This is a genomic window from Rhizobium sp. Leaf306 (assembly GCF_001423425.1).
In the GTDB taxonomy this organism is placed as follows: domain Bacteria; phylum Pseudomonadota; class Alphaproteobacteria; order Rhizobiales; family Rhizobiaceae; genus Neorhizobium; species Neorhizobium soli.
On the sequence record NZ_LMNX01000001.1, the window covers coordinates 409,866 to 425,712 of the forward strand.

At 60.5% G+C, this 15,847-nt stretch carries 21 protein-coding genes; 12 read left to right on the forward strand and 9 right to left on the reverse strand.

From position 1 onward, the window contains the following. Positions 1–22: 22 nt before the first annotated feature. The gene (locus tag ASG19_RS01960; protein WP_062454786.1) at positions 23–400 is read right to left on the reverse strand and encodes a DUF930 domain-containing protein; all 378 of its coding nucleotides are present in this window, start codon (positions 398–400) and stop codon (positions 23–25) included. Between the two features lie 175 nt (positions 401–575). On the opposite strand from ASG19_RS01960, the gene ASG19_RS24585 reads away from it, so the two are divergent. The 4 genes from ASG19_RS24585 to ASG19_RS01975 all read left to right on the forward strand — a co-directional run bounded on the left by ASG19_RS24585 (position 576) and on the right by ASG19_RS01975 (position 4,043). Further along, on the forward strand, positions 576–707 hold the full coding sequence (locus ASG19_RS24585; RefSeq protein ID WP_274598265.1) for a hypothetical protein: 132 nt from the start codon (positions 576–578) through the stop codon (positions 705–707). A 98-nt stretch (positions 708–805) separates the two neighbouring features. Then, a complete protein-coding gene (locus tag ASG19_RS01965; protein ID WP_062453494.1) occupies positions 806–2,896 on the forward strand; it encodes a S9 family peptidase in 2,091 nt (696 codons plus the stop codon). A gap of 298 nt (positions 2,897–3,194) precedes the next feature. Then, positions 3,195–3,470 (forward strand): hypothetical protein, encoded by a 276-nt coding sequence (locus ASG19_RS01970; RefSeq protein ID WP_062453495.1) that lies wholly within the window; start codon positions 3,195–3,197, stop codon positions 3,468–3,470. Between the two features lie 156 nt (positions 3,471–3,626). Then, on the forward strand, positions 3,627–4,043 hold the full coding sequence (locus ASG19_RS01975) for a helix-turn-helix domain-containing protein (protein ID WP_062453496.1): 417 nt from the start codon (positions 3,627–3,629) through the stop codon (positions 4,041–4,043). A 4-nt stretch (positions 4,044–4,047) separates the two neighbouring features. Here ASG19_RS01975 and ASG19_RS01980 read toward each other — a convergent pair whose 3' ends face one another. Both ASG19_RS01980 and ASG19_RS01985 read right to left on the reverse strand, forming a co-directional pair. Continuing rightward, a complete protein-coding gene (locus tag ASG19_RS01980) occupies positions 4,048–4,365 on the reverse strand; it encodes a type II toxin-antitoxin system RelE/ParE family toxin (protein ID WP_062453497.1) in 318 nt (105 codons plus the stop codon). Between the two features lie 5 nt (positions 4,366–4,370). Next, positions 4,371–4,658, reverse strand: a complete 288-nt coding sequence (locus ASG19_RS01985) for a type II toxin-antitoxin system ParD family antitoxin (RefSeq protein WP_062453498.1) — start codon at positions 4,656–4,658, stop codon at positions 4,371–4,373. A 182-nt stretch (positions 4,659–4,840) separates the two neighbouring features. On the opposite strand from ASG19_RS01985, the gene ASG19_RS01990 reads away from it, so the two are divergent. After that, positions 4,841–5,422 carry a GNAT family N-acetyltransferase gene (locus ASG19_RS01990; RefSeq protein ID WP_082476155.1) on the forward strand — a complete coding sequence of 194 codons (582 nt, stop codon included), beginning with the start codon at positions 4,841–4,843 and terminating at the stop codon, positions 5,420–5,422. A 67-nt stretch (positions 5,423–5,489) separates the two neighbouring features. Here the strand turns inward: ASG19_RS01990 and ASG19_RS01995 are convergent, their stop codons facing one another. The 5 genes from ASG19_RS01995 to ASG19_RS02015 form a co-directional block, all read right to left on the reverse strand. Beyond that, complete coding sequence (locus tag ASG19_RS01995) at positions 5,490–5,858, reverse strand: type II toxin-antitoxin system PemK/MazF family toxin (RefSeq protein WP_113165201.1); 369 nt, start codon at positions 5,856–5,858, stop codon at positions 5,490–5,492. Continuing rightward, positions 5,855–6,121 carry an AbrB/MazE/SpoVT family DNA-binding domain-containing protein gene (locus ASG19_RS02000; RefSeq protein WP_062453501.1) on the reverse strand — a complete coding sequence of 89 codons (267 nt, stop codon included), beginning with the start codon at positions 6,119–6,121 and terminating at the stop codon, positions 5,855–5,857. The genes ASG19_RS01995 and ASG19_RS02000 overlap by 4 nt, the downstream gene beginning before the upstream one ends. A 61-nt stretch (positions 6,122–6,182) precedes the next feature. Beyond that, complete coding sequence (locus ASG19_RS02005) at positions 6,183–7,097, reverse strand: cytochrome c (RefSeq protein WP_062453502.1); 915 nt, start codon at positions 7,095–7,097, stop codon at positions 6,183–6,185. A 76-nt stretch (positions 7,098–7,173) separates the two neighbouring features. Beyond that, complete coding sequence (locus ASG19_RS02010) at positions 7,174–7,611, reverse strand: cytochrome c (protein WP_062453503.1); 438 nt, start codon at positions 7,609–7,611, stop codon at positions 7,174–7,176. 302 nt (positions 7,612–7,913) lie between these two features. Then, on the reverse strand, positions 7,914–8,516 hold the full coding sequence (locus ASG19_RS02015; RefSeq protein WP_062453504.1) for a superoxide dismutase: 603 nt from the start codon (positions 8,514–8,516) through the stop codon (positions 7,914–7,916). Positions 8,517–8,706: 190 nt separating this feature from the next. Between ASG19_RS02015 and ASG19_RS02020 the strand changes: the two genes are divergently transcribed. The 3 genes from ASG19_RS02020 (at position 8,707) to ASG19_RS02030 (ending at position 10,675) form a co-directional block, all read left to right on the forward strand. Then, positions 8,707–9,030 (forward strand): hypothetical protein, encoded by a 324-nt coding sequence (locus ASG19_RS02020; protein WP_062453505.1) that lies wholly within the window; start codon positions 8,707–8,709, stop codon positions 9,028–9,030. A gap of 115 nt (positions 9,031–9,145) precedes the next feature. Next, complete coding sequence (locus tag ASG19_RS02025) at positions 9,146–9,877, forward strand: sulfite exporter TauE/SafE family protein (protein WP_062454788.1); 732 nt, start codon at positions 9,146–9,148, stop codon at positions 9,875–9,877. A gap of 168 nt (positions 9,878–10,045) precedes the next feature. Then, on the forward strand, positions 10,046–10,675 hold the full coding sequence (locus tag ASG19_RS02030; protein WP_062453506.1) for a dienelactone hydrolase family protein: 630 nt from the start codon (positions 10,046–10,048) through the stop codon (positions 10,673–10,675). A 55-nt stretch (positions 10,676–10,730) separates the two neighbouring features. Here ASG19_RS02030 and ASG19_RS02035 read toward each other — a convergent pair whose 3' ends face one another. After that, entirely contained in the window at positions 10,731–11,618 is an 888-nt protein-coding gene (locus ASG19_RS02035; protein ID WP_062453507.1) for a branched-chain amino acid aminotransferase, read from the reverse strand. A gap of 540 nt (positions 11,619–12,158) precedes the next feature. Between ASG19_RS02035 and ASG19_RS02045 the strand changes: the two genes are divergently transcribed. From ASG19_RS02045 to ASG19_RS02060, 4 genes are all read left to right on the forward strand, one after another. Further along, a complete protein-coding gene (locus ASG19_RS02045) occupies positions 12,159–12,887 on the forward strand; it encodes a gamma-glutamylcyclotransferase (protein ID WP_244476063.1) in 729 nt (242 codons plus the stop codon). Positions 12,888–13,035: 148 nt separating this feature from the next. Further along, entirely contained in the window at positions 13,036–13,230 is a 195-nt protein-coding gene (locus ASG19_RS02050) for a hypothetical protein (protein WP_062453509.1), read from the forward strand. Positions 13,231–13,339: 109 nt separating this feature from the next. Next, positions 13,340–14,854: a phospholipase D-like domain-containing protein gene (locus tag ASG19_RS02055; protein ID WP_062453510.1), complete on the forward strand. Its 1,515-nt coding sequence runs from the start codon at positions 13,340–13,342 to the stop codon at positions 14,852–14,854. Positions 14,855–15,021: 167 nt separating this feature from the next. Continuing rightward, positions 15,022–15,846: an aldo/keto reductase gene (locus tag ASG19_RS02060; RefSeq protein ID WP_062454794.1), complete on the forward strand. Its 825-nt coding sequence runs from the start codon at positions 15,022–15,024 to the stop codon at positions 15,844–15,846. Position 15,847 lies beyond the last annotated feature (1 nt).

Genomic DNA, 15,847 nt, shown 5'->3' on the forward strand with positions numbered 1-15,847 from the left:
GCCCGGCGATGTCAGCGACCCGTCAGTCGTAAAGGTAGTACTTGTCCCATTCCTCACGCGGTATCTTCGATCCGACCTTGTAGTCGAAGGCGGTGACGCTGAGCCCTTCAGCGTTGGTCTCGCACTTGAATTTCAGCTTGAACCAGTCACCGCCGCTGCGGAACGCTGCGCCGGTTGCCTTGAGGCCGTTGTCGTTCCCGACCGGGTCTGAAAACGTGTAGGCGATCACCTTGTCGGGGCGGAAATCGCCTTCCTTGCGCAGGCGATCCATCGCCTCGAGATCGCAGCGCTGTTCGACTCTTTCTTCCGGTGCAAGGGCGTTCAGCTGGCGAACAATGCGGCCGTCGAGCGCGTGGGCAGGCAGGGTGGAGGCGGCGCAAATCAGGAGAGCGCCTGTCATGGATGCCCGGGCGGGCAGCAGTATCGTCATGGAATCCTATCCAAAGTGACTCGGACGGGGCGGAAACTAGAAGACGGATTCGTCATTGACCACCTACCAGAGCGGGAATTATCCTGACGAGTATTCTTTAGGTGGTCGGGACCGGAATCGGCATCATGCAAAGCGGACTGAACAGATGACAGCCGAACTGGCGATGGTATTCCTGATGAGTGGCATTGGGCTATCACTGGTCGTCGCCTTCATATTCTGGCAGCAGCACCGTGACCTCGCACCTCTCGCCAAGTCCCGCGAGCCTGAGAAGAAGTAGGCTCACGCGGCTTGCCCGCTTGCCTCATGGTCCGGCCGCCCCTATCTCTGGCACTCCTTTCATGACTTCGGAGTGCTTCCTTGGCCCCCTCCCCGAAAATGCCGTTCGAAAATCTGCCCACGCCTCCGGTCGCGGCCAAGAAGCCGGTGACGGATACCCGTCACGGCATCACCCGCACCGACGACTATGCCTGGTTCCGGGCCGACAACTGGCAGCAGATGTTCAAGGATCCGTCGATCCTCGACCCCGAGATCCGCACCCATCTGGAGGGCGAGAACGCCTATATGGAAGCGGCGATGGGCGACACGGCCGCATTGCAGAAGACGCTGTTTGCCGAAATGCGCGGTCGCATCAAGGAAGACGATTCCTCCGTGCCGATGAAGGACGGACCGTTTGCCTACGGATCGCTGTTTGTGACCGGCGGCGAGCAGCCAAAATATTTCCGCACCCCGCGCGACGGCGGCGATCAGACGATCCTTCTCGACGGCGACAAGGAAGCGACGGGCAAGGATTATTTCCGTCTGGCCGGAATCGACCATGCGACGGACCATTCCAAGGGCATCTGGGGTTACGACGACAAGGGTTCGGAATATTTTACCCTGCGGGTTCGCGATCTCTCGACCGGCGAGGACATGTCAGACCTCCTGGAAAACACCGCCGGTGGCGGCGTCTGGGCGCCCGATGGCAAGAGCTTCTTCTATACGCTGCAGGACGAGAACCACCGCCCCTCCAAGGTCTTCCACCACATTCTCGGTACGCCGCAGTCGGATGACCGGCTGGTGTTTGAGGAAAAGGATCCGGGCTTCTTCATGGGCGTCGGCGGATCGCTGCTGGACGACGTGATCTATCTCGACATTCACGATCACGAAACGTCGGAATACCGCCTCATCCCGACCTCGGACCTGACCGCCGAGCCGAAGCTGGTGGCGGCGCGCGAGGAGGGCATCGAGTATTCGATGACCGAAGGCGGCGATGTCTTCTACATCCTGACCAATGACGGCGATGCCAAGGACTTCAAGATCGTCGAGGCGCCGTTTGCGGCACCGGGCAAGGAAAACTGGAAAGAGATCGTACCGCACGAGCCCGGCCGGCTGATCATTTCGCACATGGCCTATGAGCAGCACCTGATCTGGCTGCAGCGCAACCAGGGTCTGCCGGAGATCATCATCCGCGACCGGCGGACCGGCGAGGAACATTCGATCGCGTTTGCCGAAGAAGCCTATTCGCTGGGGCTTTCCGGCGCTGCGGAATATGACAGCACCGTTATCCGCTTTTCCTATTCGTCGATGACGACGCCGACCCAGCTCTACGACTACGATATGGTGAGCCGGACGCGCACGCTTTTGAAGACGCAGGAGATCCCCTCCGGCCACAATGCCGCAGATTACGTGACCCGCCGCGTGATGGCCCCGTCCCATGACGGCGAGCTGGTGCCGGTGTCGCTGCTTTACCGCAAGGACACGCCGCTTGATGGCACGGCGCCTTGCCTGCTCTACGGCTACGGCGCCTATGGGATGACCATCCCCGCATCGTTCTCCACCAACAACCTGTCACTGGCGGATCGTGGCTTCATCTATGCCATCGCCCATATCCGCGGCGGCAAGGACAAGGGTTTTGCCTGGTACGAAGACGGCAAGATGGAAGCCAAGGAAAACACGTTCAAGGATTTCATCGCCGCTGCCGACCACCTCGTGGCCGAGGGCTTTACGTCCTATGAGAACATCATTGCCGAAGGCGGCTCGGCCGGCGGTATGCTGATGGGCGCGATCGCCAACATGGCGCCGGAAAAGTTCGCGGGCATTATCGCGGCCGTTCCGTTCGTCGATGTGCTCAACACCATGCTCGACGATACGCTGCCGCTGACGCCGCCGGAATGGCCGGAATGGGGCAACCCGATCGAGAGCCTGGAAGAGTACCAGTGGATCGCCGCCTACTCGCCTTATGACAACGTGGGTGCAAAACCCTATCCGCCGATCCTTGCGATTTCCGGCCTCACCGATCCACGCGTGACCTACTGGGAACCGACCAAGTGGGTGGCGAAGCTTCGCGAATTCTCGACCGGCTCGGCACCGATCCTGCTCAAGACCAACATGGCTGCCGGCCATGGCGGAAAGTCGGGGCGTTTCCAGCGTCTGGAAGAGATCGCCTTCGAATATGCATTCGCGATCAAGGTGGCCGGGAAAGCCTGACCGGGCGGATCGCCGCAGAATCGGTCACCTCCAATGACAATCGCCGCAGTGCCTCGATCGGGTGCTGCGGCTTTTTTTGTGGGAAAAATCGTTTTGGATATGCGGAAACGCGCATATGCCCTGGCGGCGTTCGGTTTTCCCCTCAGATCGCTGATTTTTCGACAGAAATGGCGGCGGCGCGAATATGTCCCATGCGCGCTGTCAAGCCCCAAAACCGGCCGGAAATCTCCCAGCGCAAGCTTCGCACAAGCTTCAGGCGTTAACTCTTGCTTAACCCAAGCGAGATCGAGGCGGTGCCATGAAGATCGATAGTGGCCTCAGCGGCTACAACTACCCCCAGCGGGCGGTCGACATCGATCGCAAGCAGGACGAAACCCAGCAGCGCGACACACCTGCGTCTACCCGTTCCAGCGGTTCGCTGACCGGCAGCAGCACACTGTTTGCAAGCTCGCTGGTGAGCGCCCTGTGGGCCCTCGATGCCGGCGACGACAGCGCTTCGACCTTTGCCACCAGCGGCGGGACCGCTCCCGTGCAGCAGGCCTGGGTTCAGGACATCTACCAGGAATTCTCCTGATCAACGTCTGATCGATCATGGCCCGTCACCGCGGTGACAATCCCCGTTCAGGGTTAACATTCCCTGAAGCCGCCCTTCAAGCCAACACGCTGATCCTTGTACCTGTGGTGAATGCGTCCTATCTCAACCTCCAGACATTAGAGGTTTGAGCCTGCCATGCTATCGATCGGCGATCTTTCCAAACGAACCGGCGTCAAGGTGCCGACCATCCGCTATTACGAGCAGATGGGCCTGCTTGCCGCCGCCACGCGATCCGAAGGGAACCAGCGGCGCTACGAGCGCAGCGATCTGGACCGGCTGGCCTTCATCCGCCACGCCCGCGATCTCGGCCTCGACATTTCCGCGATCCGCGAGCTGATCGCGCTCGGTTCGCATCCGCAACAGCCCTGCGGCGATATCGACCGGATCGCAGCGGAGCATCTTTCCGGCGTGCGCGAGAAGATCGCCAAGCTGAAGAAGCTCGAAGAGGAACTCGAGCGCATCGTGTCCCACTGCGACGGCAACCACGCGATCAAGGACTGTTACGTGATCCGCTCACTCTCGGATCACGGGCTTTGCGAGGGGGAGCATTGAGGGGTTAGAGGCGGTTGCGCAGTATGTCATCGCTCACCAGACGGCCACTGAAGAAGAGACCGAGGATGATCACCTCGGAAGAGCGCACGACAAAGGCTATGCTGACACTGCGCCGATAGCCGATGATACGGATGCCCGGGACCTCGCTCTCGCGCACTGTTCCTCGCTCCGGAAAATCAGCGAGACCATTGAGAAAAGCACGCAGTTTCGTCACATAGGTCCAGGCGACGGTCGGGCCGGCACGGTCAGCGACGTAATCGTAGAACTCTGCAACTTCACGCTCGGCTTCCGGATGCAAGATGATCGCATACCGGTTCCCCATGGACCTTATCGGCCTTCGTCGGCAGATTTCGCTTCGGCGGCAAGGCGGGCGCGGTGCCTGTCTTCCAGACGCGAGAAAGCATCGTCAATCGAAACGCCGTCAGCCCTGCCGTCGAGGAGGTCATCATAGCGGCCTGGAATTTTGTTCCGGAGCCATTCCTCCAAGGGCTGCTCGTTGCATTCGAGCAATTGGAGGCCTGCATCGATGACCTCATCGGCATTCTCGTAGCGGCCGGACTCGATCTGTTTTCTGATGAAACGCTCTGCGTCCTTGCTCAACGCGATGTTCTTCATCACGGCCCTCGCTTTCAAGACAGCACTGACTGTAGCACTCCTCACGCCACCGAGACAGTCATCAACACCCGCTTGACAAGCATTTTATTCCGGCGCAGAAAGTTGTCATGATGATTACGTGCACCACCACCGCCGCAACGTATTTTTGGGCCTACCTGTAAAGGGCGGCTCGACAGTTCATCATGTCAACAAGCCGCCGTCAGGCGGCTTGGTTGTTTCTAAGGGCACCTGACGGCACGACAAGACCGAAAAGGAATGCCGGAATGCCCCCGATTTCGATCGAAGACAGCGAGATCTCACTGCCGCGCCCGGCCGTGGTGACGATCCGCGCCGCCAAACGCCATGATCTGCCGCAGTTGAAAGAGATGATCGCAGCCCTTGCCGCGCATCACAACGATCTGGCCGACATTACCCCGGAAATGCTGGAACGCGACCTGTTCGGCGACCTGCCCTGGATCACCGCACTGGTTGCGGATGCGGGCGACGCCCTGATCGGCTACGCCATTCTGGTGCCGCTCTACCGCGCGCAGGAGGGGAGCCGCGGCATGGACCTGCACCACCTGTTCGTGCGCGACGGTCACCGTGGCCACGGCATCGGCCAGCATCTCGTCTCGCGCGCCCGCGACATGGCCCGCAATGCAGGCTGCGGCTATCTCTCGGTCAGCGCCGCCACCGGCAACTTTGCCGCCCACAAGTTCTACGAACAGATGGATTTCAAGCCACGCCCGGTGACGGGCATGCGGTATATGCAGACGTTGGTGTGAGGCTGGGACACGGCAATACCCTCCGAATGAGCGGGACAGACCATACTGTCAGTGCAGCGCAACCACGTTATTCCGACGCGGGATCGATCGCGCTGACCACACGAGCGACGATGTCATCCATCGTCGCCTCGTCCAATGTCTCGATGTATTTCGCGGTCTTGGCCAGTATTCTGGCCGGTATATCGAAGCTGCGAACCTGATTACAGACGGCGATCCCCGTCGTATCGTGGCCGGTGACAACGACGGCCAGACCGACGTCCCGGGTCAAGGCGCCACCGGTGGTGATCGGCACCGTCATGCTGACTCCCAATGCGTTGATCGCCCGCGGGGTGATCACGACGAACCGATGCCTGTTCTTCATCTCCCGGCCCGCGACAGGGTTGGGATCGATCCAGAAAACATCGCCGCGATTGGGGACGTTGCTGCGGACCATCATGAAATTTCGTGCCCGACGGGGTCTCCCTCCATCACCCAGGCCATGTCCGCATTCAGGCTGGAGACGACCTCGCCGCCTTCGAGCAACTCGCTAAGCTTATAGCGCCGCTGGGTCTTTCTGATCGGCTTTACGACGAGTTCACCGTCGTGCATTTCCAGCGACAGCTGATCGCCGACCTGCAGTTCCATCGTCTTGAGAATGGCAGGCGGAATTGTCACGACGGCTGCCCCGCCCTGCCGCCTGATCGTGGTAATGATGGTCATGTCTCACCTCGTATGTGCTATAAATATAGCACAACAACGTCGTGCGGCAAGCACGCCAGCCTTACCTTGCCGGCACCGCCTTCAGATAGGCGGCGATGGCCTGCAAGTCGCTTTTCGGCAGATGCGCGATGTTCTTCTGAACCTCCACCATGGATCCGCCGACGCTGTCGAAATCGGGGGTGAAGCCGGTCGAGAGGTATTCGGTGATCTCGTCTTCACTCCAGGCGCCGATGTCCTTTGAGCCGGGGGTGATGTTGGGAATGCTGCCCTGCCCTTCCGGGTTGGGACCGCCGGCCAGCCACTGGCCTTTTTCGAAGCCGCCGAGCGCGTTGCGGGGCGTGTGGCACTCGCCGCAGTGGCCGGGGCCTTCGACGAGGAACTGGCCGCGTTTGACCTTATCATCGGCGGAAGCGAGTTCGACGCGTGGGCCGTCGTCGAAATAGAGGAGTTTCCAGCCGCCGACCGCGAGCCGCTGGTTGAACGGAAAGCCCAATTCGTGCGGCGGCGCGACATTGCTGCTGTGCGGCAGGGTCTTCATGTAGCCGTAGAGGTCGTTGACGTCGGCTGCCGACAGGCGCGCGTAGGAGCCGTAGGGAAAGGACGGGTAGAGATGCTCGCCCTTCGGGCCGACGCCTCTCGTCATCGCATCGCCGAATTGGGCAAGCGTCCAGAAACCAATGCCGGCTTTGGGATCGGGCGAGATATTGGGGACGTGGAAGGTGCCGAACGGGCTTTTCAGCGCCAGTCCGCCGGACAGGATCTTTGCGGCGTCGCCTTCGGCACCTTCAGCTGCATGACAACCGGCACAGCCGCCCGCCCAGAACAATTGTTCGCCCTTGGCAAGATCGGGCTGACCGACGCTCGACCAGTAGCCTGCCTCATGCGGCTGCGGCTTTGTCAGTGCCCAGCCGGCAACGGCACCGGCGGCGATAATGACCACGCCGATGCCCAACACTTTTGCCCATCTTGCGGCCATCGCCAACTTTCCTCCGACATTGATGCGCAACGGAACGGCTGCCTTTGCGACAGCCGTTCAAGCATGCAGGCATGCGCTACTTCTTCAGGCGGTAGGTCTCGTGGCAGGAGCCGCAATTGGCGCCGAGCGTCCCAACGGCCTTCTGGACGCCTGCGGCATCCGTCGGCATCGAAGCGAGGATCATGTCGGCATCGGAGGCGAGCTTGTTCGCTTTGGCGCGGAAATCGGCTTCGTTCTTCCAGATCGCCGGCGATGCTTCCGAATTGGCTTCGGATCCGATAGGGAACTGGTCCGGGAAGGCCTTCATATTGGTGCTGATCGTGGTCAGCGCGGTCTTGATGGCATCGGCGTCGTAGGGTTTGTCGCCTTTGGCGATGTTGCGCATGGCTGCCGTGGAGGCGGCCACCTGCTTCATCATCTGTTCGCGCTTCTCGACCACCGCATCCTGCGCAAGGACAGCGGTGAAGCCGAGACAGAGTGCCGCGGTCGTCATGGCGATAGTTCTGAATTTCATTTCCGGCTCCGATCCCTAAAACGATGTGATGTCTGCGTCTCACATCATCAACGCATTCGCGTGATGATGATGGCAAGCTTACATGACCGAAAGAAGTCACGATTTCGTAATTTAGCGCTCGATTCTAGAAGCCGTCAAACCCAATGCAAAGTCATGTTTTTCAAGCGCTTCAGATCGACCGCGCGTGGGCGGACAGCGGCGCCTGACGATAGCCAGGCTTGATCAGACATCGGTTGATCGGAAATGCAAACACCCAGCGCCTTGCGGCACCGGGTGTCTGGCAAATCAGCAATTGATTGAGCTTACTTGGAAGCGGCTTCGTAGCGTTCCAGCACGTAATCCCAGTTGATCAGGCTATCGACGAAAGCCTCGAGATACTTCGGGCGGGCGTTGCGGTAGTCGATGTAATAGGAATGTTCCCAGACGTCGACGCCGAGGATCGGCTCTGCGCCGTGGACCAGCGGGTTTTCGCCGTTCGGGGTCTTGGAGATGACGAGCTTGCCATCCTTGACCGAAAGCCAGGCCCAGCCGGAGCCGAACTGCGTGGTGCCGGCTGCAATGAAATCAGCCTTGAACTTGTCGTAGCCGCCAAGATCAGATGCGATCGCGGTTTCGAGCTTGCCCGGCAGCTTGTTTCCGCCGCCGTCCTTCTTCATCCACTTCCAGAAATGGACGTGGTTGTAATGCTGGGCAGCATTGTTGAAGAGGCCCTGGTTGGTGCCAAAGGACTTCTTGACGACGTCCTCGACCGACAGGTCAGCCATGCCGGCTTCGGCCGCAAGCTTGTTGCCGTTGTCGACATAGGCCTTGTGGTGCTTGTCGTGGTGGTATTCCAGCGTTTCCTTCGACATGAAGGGTGCAAGGGCTTCGTAATCGTATGGAAGTTCGGGAAGTTCGAAAGCCATTGGTATACTCCTTTTGGCAAACACCGTTGGTGAAGGTCGTGCTGGAACATAGGAGCGCGATGGGGAAGAGGCAACGGTGAACCTTTCAAAAACAACCGCTCAATCGACAAGAAATTGCTGAATTTTCCAAGCATTAGCGAGAGGAATCAATCGCTTTCGCACCGAATGCAGAAACCGGAGAAAATTGACGATGAAAAACTTTGTGGCACCGATCGTCCTCGTTTGCGCAACCACCGCCGTGACGGCCCACGCAGCTTCCGACGATGCGTGGACGACGTTTCAAGCTGACGTCGGCAAGGCGTGTGTGGCGGCCTCGAAAGACCTGATCGAGAAAGGAAGGGCCGTGGTCGATCCGTTCGGAAGCCAGTCCTATGGGCTTGCGGTCGTCACCGGCAAAGCCAAAGGCGCCAAGGTCAGGATCAGCACGATCTGCGCCTACGACAAGAAGACCAAAAAGGCCGAAGTGGGTGGCGAGATCTCCGCCGACATGCTGAGGGCAAAACCTAGCAAGTAACATCCGCGACCGCGCGGGCGGCAGCGTTTGGGAACTTTTCCACCACGGCAGACTTTTCCGGGCATGAAACACTGCCGGGAGGGCTGCCGTGTTTGATTTCTTGACCTTCGACTTTCTGACGTCCGATTTCGTGATCTTCGTGGCAATCGGCTTTTTCGCGCAGATCATCGATGGCGCGCTCGGCATGGCTTTCGGCGTTCTCACCACCACTAGTCTGCTTGCTTTCGGCGTTCCGCCGGCAGTCGCCAGCGCCATGACGCATGTGACCGAGTGTTTCACGACGGCTGCATCCGGCGCCTCGCATCTCTACCATCGCAACGTCGACTGGCGGCTGGTCAAACGACTGGCGCCGGCCGGCATGATCGGCGGCGCGATCGGCGCCTATCTCCTGTCCAGTATCGACGGCAAGGCGATCGAGCCGTTCGTCTCGGTCTATCTGATGCTGGTCGGATGTTACATTCTTTACAAGGCCTTCCGCCCGGCCTTCAGGCGCGACATCCATGACCGGATCGTGCCCTATGTGGGCGGTGCGGGCGGCGTGCTCGATGCCATGGGCGGCGGCGGATGGGGGCCGATCGTCACCAGCTCGCTTCTCGGCCGCGGCCATGAACCAAAGAAGGTGATCGGCTCCACGAACCTCACCGAATTTGCGGTAACGACGGTGATCTCGGCGACCTTCATCGCCACGCTCGGCTGGTCCGAACTGTCGTCGGCGCTCGGCCTCATCCTCGGCGGCGTGCTGGCGGCCCCGTTTGGAGCGCTGATCGTCAAGAGACTGCCGACCAAACCTCTGATGGTCGCGGTCTCCCTGATCATCATCGGTACGGCTGCGGTGCGGATCATCTAAGGGCGATGCTCTCTAACCTTCCAGCCCGTCGCAACATCCCACATCCGCTGCCCTGCACCTGTCCCTTTGGCGGCTGGCGCGCTAGATAACGGGTATCGCGGTTTCCTCCGGGGGCCGTAGCGGAGTGTTCTCCGACGTCTGATCCTCATCTGCAAAGGTATGTCTTCCATGGCCGAAACGAACAGCCCGAACCTTCTCGTCATCCTCTTGCACGGTGTCGGCTCCAGTGGCGACAATCTGGCGCCGCTTGGGGAGGAATGGGCGGGGACGCTTGGCGATGCCGTCTTCGTTTCGCCCGATGCGCCGGAGCCTTCAAGCTTTGGTGCCGGGTACCAGTGGTTCAGTGTTGCGGGCGTCACGCCGGAAAATCGCGGCGCGCGGATTGCGGCGGCACGGCCGGGGTTCGATGCCTTGATCAACGGTATCATCGCGGACAACGGCTTTGCCGAGAGGCTTGATCGCGTGGCGCTGGTGGGTTTCTCGCAAGGGACGATCATGGCGCTCGACGCGATCGCAAACGGACGGTTTGGCGTGGGTGCGGTGGTCGGTTTTTCCGGCCGGCTGTCTTCGCCCGAGCCGCTGTCGCCCTCCACGAAGATGCCGGTGTTTCTGGTGCATGGCACTGCCGACGACGTCATCCCGTCATGGGAAAGCGAACAGGCGGCCGACACGTTGGCAAAGCATGGTTTCGACGTGGAGACATCGATCGAGCCCGGGCTCGGTCACACGATTTCCGGCGCCGGTGCTGGCCGCGCCGTGGAATTTCTGGCGAAAGTGTTTGGATACGAAGCGCTTTAACGCGGCAGAACAAGGTTGAGGGACGGCGCCCGGACCGGGTGCCGTCCCTCGTCAATCAGACGTCTTCGCCCTTGGTCGAGCGTGCCCAGTCCATATAGAGTTCGAGCGCCTTGCGGGCGACAGGACCTTCCTGCAGGGAGCGGTCCTCGAACCGGTTCACCGGGGCGATTTTCGAGTAGTTGCCGGAGGTGAAGATTTCGTCGGCATTGGCGAAATCGGCAGCAGTCAGCGTGACTTCGCGCACGTCGAAGCCGGCGCCGCGCAACAGGGTCAGCACGCGCGAGCGGGTGATGCCGGCCAGAAACGTGCCGTTGGCGATCGGCGTCATGACCACGCCGTCCTTAACCATGAAGATGTTCGAGGATGCGGTTTCGGCGACATTGCCGTTCATGTCGAGCGCGAGCGCATTGTCGAAGCCGCGGCTCTGCGCCTCGACGATCATGCGGCCGCTGTTGGGATAAAGGCTACCGGTCTTGGCGGCCGTCATGGCCACCTCGGCGCTCGGGCGGCGGAACGGCGACACGGTGAGCGACGATGCCTTTGCCGTGTGCATCGGAGCTTCGAACAGGCAGAGCGCAAACCGGGTCGATTCCGGATCGGCGGCGACGACGCTGGTGGGAAGACCGTGTTCGGCCCAGTACATCGGCTTGATGTAGATCGCCGTCTTGCCGTCGAACTTCTTGACGCCTTCGAGCGCCAGCCGCTCGATCTCCTCGGCTGCCATGACCGGCTTCATGCCCATATTGATGGCCGAGCGGTTGACGCGCTGGCAGTGCATGTTGAGATCCGGCGAGATGCCTTCGAACCAGCGGGCGCCGTCGAACACGGTCGTGCCCAGCCACATGGCGTGCGAGGTGGGTCCGATCAGCTTCGGATTTCCTTCCACCCACTCACCATCCACGTAGGTCCAGGTGGTGGAGCGAGGGGATGTGTCGACGGCCATGATATTCTCCTTCGGGTCTTCAAAGCTTGGCGGGGGTCGCTAAAATTTGGCGTGAATGAAATCCCCGAAGCCCTCAAGGTCAAGCGACAATCCGAGATGATTCATCACAAATATTGATGGCACGCCGAATTGCCGCCGTCCGATGGTCAGGGCGCTCGCTGCGGTGCGGGTGCCGGAAGAAGCGGCGAGTCCGATGGCTGGCGCGGACTGCCCGGCGCTCCCTGCAACAGGTTATCGCTACCCAGCTGACGACTGTCGTTCTGCATCAGGGTGATTGACAAAATGACGGCCACCAGCAGGCCAAGGACAATGAGAAACAACCAGCGCATGTATCGAAAACTCCCTCTCACGCAGAATAACGCGAACATTTCCGTCTGAAACGTTGCGTGATCCCTTCGACCAGAACAGTGGGGCCACTCTGCGGCAACGCAGCAAATCCTTCACAAACGCGGCCCAAAAACGTTGACAGCAGCCGTTCAGGCTTGCAGTCTTGCGCCTCACCTCCCGTTTACGCACTCATTTTTTTACAACGCAGAGGCCATGTCCAGCTCCGGCGCCCTCACCTCAACGGCTCTCAAGTCATCGTCCATGTCGCTGACGCAGGACCTCGTCGACCTGTGTTTTCGCGACGAGATGGATCCGGGCGCGCCACCAACATGGGAGCCGCTGACGGATGCCGACTATGCCGAGATTACCGAGCGGCTGGTGGAGGAAATCGGCGATGAGCCATTGTGGATCTTTGCCTATGGCTCGCTGATCTGGAAGCCGGGCTTTGATTCGATCGCCTGCCAGCGGGCGACGGCCTATGGCTGGCATCGGTCGTTTTCGCTCCATATCGAACGGGGCCGCGGTTCGCCCGACCAGCCGGGGCTGATGATGATGCTGTCGCGCGGCGGTCGTTGCGACGGCGTGATTTACCGGGTGGCCGATACGGAAAAGCGCGAGCAGATCGACAAGGCGCTGCGCCGCGAGGTGAGCCACAAGGACAGCCTTTCGACCTTCCGTTTTCTCCCCGTGCGGACGCAAGGCGGCGAGACGATCCGGGCGCTGACTTTCTGGGCCGGCGGAAAGAGCCCGCGGATCATCAGGCCGCTTCCGCCGCTTCAGGATGTGGCGCCGGTTCTGGCGCGCGCCTGCGGCCACCGCGGTTCCTGCGCCGAATATCTCTATAATACCGTCGTACATCTGGCCGAATTCGGCATCCGCGACCGCAATCTCTGGCGGCTGCAGGAGATGGTGGCACGCGAAATCGAAGCGATTCACGCTTAAAAGCGTGATGCCGCCCGTCGGGGCCGGCAGTGCGAAATCTGGCACTCTCTCATAAAAGTTGAGGACGGCGGGCTCGATCCGTGTTTGAACGCTTTCGGGGGCGCGTGCGACCCCCATCGCGATGACCGGTACCGTGCCAGCGAGACCCATGACGACTCTAGCCACCATAGTGTACCTGACGGTAGCGACCGCGTTCTTCGGGATGACGTTGGCCGAGGGTGTGACACGACGGCTTCCCTGGAGCTTCGACAGGATCATGGGACTTTTGCTGTCGTGCCTGTGGCCGCTGATCCTGATTGCGATCGCGGTCAGCAGTCATCGCGATCGCAGAAATGCAGGATGACGCGGCTGCGCATTGCTCGACCGATCCTTGTATATTTCCCGTAGAAGCAGCGCGGTGCTGCCCTATATCCTCGATAACCGAAAAGACGAAGACTGGGGCGACTGGATCGATGCAAAGCATCCTCAACGAAGGCGACACGTGCTGGCGGATTGCCAAGGCGGACAGACTTTCCATCATCATCGATGCAGCCGATTTCTTTCGCTTCGCCAAGCGCACGATGACGAAGGCGAAAAAGTCGATCTACCTGATCGGCTGGGATTTCGACACGCGCATCCAGCTGGAGCCGGGCAAGAAGGATGGCAAGGCTGACAAGAGCGCGAAGGAGGAATGGCCCGACGAGCTTGGCAAGTTTCTGAACGCGCTCGCCGAGCGAAACAACGGGCTCGATATTCGCATTCTCAAATGGGATATCGGGCTGATCAATTCGATCACTCGCGGTGAAACGCCGTTTTATATTCTCAAATGGATGTTCGACAAGCGCATCCATCTGAAGCTCGACGGCGCGCATCCGGCGCTGTCGGCACATCACATGAAGCTTCTCGTCATCGACGACGAAGTGGCATTCTGCGGCGGGATCGACATGACCGTTGGGCGCTGGGACAGTCGCGACCATTCGGAAGACGAGCCGTTGCGCAAGTCGCCGATGGGATTTGCGCAAGGGCCCTGGCACGATGCCACCACCTGCCTTTCCGGCGAGGCCGCACGGGCGCTCGGCGAGGTCGCACGGCGGCGCTGGAAACTGGCAACCGACGAGACGCTCGATCCGCCCGACGAGAATACCGCCACGGAGAACGATCCCTGGCCGGACGAGCTGGAGGTCGGGTTTCGCGACATCTCGATCGGCATCGCCCGAACCGCGCCTGAATACGAGGGGCGCAGCCAGATCGTCGAGATCGAGACCGCCAAGCTTGCGATCATCGGTTCGGTGAAAAAGACGCTTTATGTCGAGAGCCAGTATTTCGCCTCGCGTCGTATTGCAGAGGCCATGGCGGAACGGCTGAAGGAGCCCGACGGACCGGAAATCGTGCTGATCAATCCGGAGGGCTGCGAAGGCTGGCTGGAAGCCAAGGCGATGGACAGCGCCCGCATTCGGCTGATGAAGATGGTGAAGGACGCCGATGTTCATGATCGCTTCCGGATCTACTACCCTGTCAACGAGGCCCGCACGTCGATCTATGTGCATGCCAAGATGATGTTTGCCGACGACCGGATCGTGAAAATCGGCTCGGCCAATCTTAACAACCGCTCGATGGGCTACGATACGGAATGCGACCTCATCCTCGAGGCGCAGCCGGGTGAGGACACGCTGAGCGAAAAGATCGTCAGTACCCGCGACGATCTCATCGCCGAACATCTTGGGCGCGAACCGCAGGAAGTGCGTGACGCGGTTGCAGCGCATGACGGGTCGATCATCGCGGCCATCGAGGCGTTGAACCGACAGAGCGGCCGAGGTCTGCTGCCGGTCAAGATGCGGGAGCTGAGTGCCGACGAGGAATTGCTGGCTGAATCGGACATTGCCGATCCCGAGCGACCAAGCGGCGTGCGGTACCGGACATCAAACTTTCTGAAACAGCGGTTCGGTCGAGTCGCGAGACGGGCGAAACGGGCGCGCAAAGAGACCTGACGAGGTGGATTGCGCGGCCTCCGAGGCCTTCTTCGAGCCGATTTGTCGCATCCGGTGGAGTGATCCTGGGCCGGTCTCTGCTTGATCGCCGGAATTCACGGCCCATCTAGAGTGTGCCTCTTCTTTGCCCGGCTCCCCGTCGGGCCCCCTTTTCCAAGGAGCACATGATGCAAACCGTCAACGCCAACGGCGCCCATATCCCAGCTCTCGGTTTCGGCACGTTCCGCATGCCCGATGCGGATGTTCATCGCATTCTGCCGCAAGCCCTCAAACTCGGCTTCCGCCATGTGGACACTGCGCAGATCTACAAGAACGAGCAGGCTGTCGGCGACGTCCTTCGTCAGTCGGGCATTCCGCGCGACGACATCTTTCTCACCACGAAAGTCTGGGTCGACCGCGTCGGTCACGATGCCTTTATCGCTTCGGTGGACGAAAGCCTTGCCAAGCTGAAGACAGATCACGTCGACCTTCTGCTTCTGCACTGGCCGCAGAGCGAAATGCCGCTGGCCGACCGGATGGGGGCACTGAACGAGCTGAAAACCGCGGGAAAGGTCAAGAATATCGGCGTTTCCAACTTCTCGACCGCGCTGATGGCCGAAGCGGTCAAGCTGTCCGATGCGCCAGTTGTCAACAACCAGGTGGAGTATCACCCCTATCTCGACCAGACCAAGGTGCTGATGGAAGCGCGCAAGACCGGCATGTCGGTGACCGCCTATTACCTGATGGCCGATGGCGCGGTGCCGAAGGACGAGGTGTTGAAGGAGATCGGCGCGAAGTACAAAAAGACCGACGCTCAGGTCGTGCTGCGCTGGGCCGTGCAGCAGGAGGACGTGATCGCGCTGTCGAAGACCGCGACCGAAAGCCGGCTGCCGGAGAATTACGACATCTTCGACTTCTCGCTGTCGCCGCAGGAAATGGAAGCGGTGTTTGCGCTGTCGCGGACAGACGGACGCATCGTATCGCCGGTGCATCTCGCGCCAGAATGGGACTGAT

Excerpts from the sequence above, each read along its gene's own strand:
- ASG19_RS01960 (WP_062454786.1), bottom strand. The coding sequence starts at position 400 with ATGACAGGCGCTCTCCTGATTTGCGCCGCCTCCACCCTGCCTGCCCAC.
- ASG19_RS24585 (WP_274598265.1), top strand. The coding sequence starts at position 576 with ATGACAGCCGAACTGGCGATGGTATTCCTGATGAGTGGCATTGGGCTA.
- ASG19_RS01965 (WP_062453494.1), top strand. The coding sequence starts at position 806 with ATGCCGTTCGAAAATCTGCCCACGCCTCCGGTCGCGGCCAAGAAGCCG.
- ASG19_RS01970 (WP_062453495.1), top strand. The coding sequence starts at position 3,195 with ATGAAGATCGATAGTGGCCTCAGCGGCTACAACTACCCCCAGCGGGCG.
- ASG19_RS01975 (WP_062453496.1), top strand. The coding sequence starts at position 3,627 with ATGCTATCGATCGGCGATCTTTCCAAACGAACCGGCGTCAAGGTGCCG.
- ASG19_RS01980 (WP_062453497.1), bottom strand. The coding sequence starts at position 4,365 with ATGGGGAACCGGTATGCGATCATCTTGCATCCGGAAGCCGAGCGTGAA.
- ASG19_RS01985 (WP_062453498.1), bottom strand. The coding sequence starts at position 4,658 with ATGAAGAACATCGCGTTGAGCAAGGACGCAGAGCGTTTCATCAGAAAA.
- ASG19_RS01990 (WP_082476155.1), top strand. The coding sequence starts at position 4,841 with ATGTCAACAAGCCGCCGTCAGGCGGCTTGGTTGTTTCTAAGGGCACCT.
- ASG19_RS01995 (WP_113165201.1), bottom strand. The coding sequence starts at position 5,858 with ATGATGGTCCGCAGCAACGTCCCCAATCGCGGCGATGTTTTCTGGATC.
- ASG19_RS02000 (WP_062453501.1), bottom strand. The coding sequence starts at position 6,121 with ATGACCATCATTACCACGATCAGGCGGCAGGGCGGGGCAGCCGTCGTG.
- ASG19_RS02005 (WP_062453502.1), bottom strand. The coding sequence starts at position 7,097 with ATGGCCGCAAGATGGGCAAAAGTGTTGGGCATCGGCGTGGTCATTATC.
- ASG19_RS02010 (WP_062453503.1), bottom strand. The coding sequence starts at position 7,611 with ATGAAATTCAGAACTATCGCCATGACGACCGCGGCACTCTGTCTCGGC.
- ASG19_RS02015 (WP_062453504.1), bottom strand. The coding sequence starts at position 8,516 with ATGGCTTTCGAACTTCCCGAACTTCCATACGATTACGAAGCCCTTGCA.
- ASG19_RS02020 (WP_062453505.1), top strand. The coding sequence starts at position 8,707 with ATGAAAAACTTTGTGGCACCGATCGTCCTCGTTTGCGCAACCACCGCC.
- ASG19_RS02030 (WP_062453506.1), top strand. The coding sequence starts at position 10,046 with ATGGCCGAAACGAACAGCCCGAACCTTCTCGTCATCCTCTTGCACGGT.
- ASG19_RS02035 (WP_062453507.1), bottom strand. The coding sequence starts at position 11,618 with ATGGCCGTCGACACATCCCCTCGCTCCACCACCTGGACCTACGTGGAT.
- ASG19_RS02045 (WP_244476063.1), top strand. The coding sequence starts at position 12,159 with ATGTCCAGCTCCGGCGCCCTCACCTCAACGGCTCTCAAGTCATCGTCC.
- ASG19_RS02050 (WP_062453509.1), top strand. The coding sequence starts at position 13,036 with ATGACGACTCTAGCCACCATAGTGTACCTGACGGTAGCGACCGCGTTC.
- ASG19_RS02055 (WP_062453510.1), top strand. The coding sequence starts at position 13,340 with ATGCAAAGCATCCTCAACGAAGGCGACACGTGCTGGCGGATTGCCAAG.
- ASG19_RS02060 (WP_062454794.1), top strand. The coding sequence starts at position 15,022 with ATGCAAACCGTCAACGCCAACGGCGCCCATATCCCAGCTCTCGGTTTC.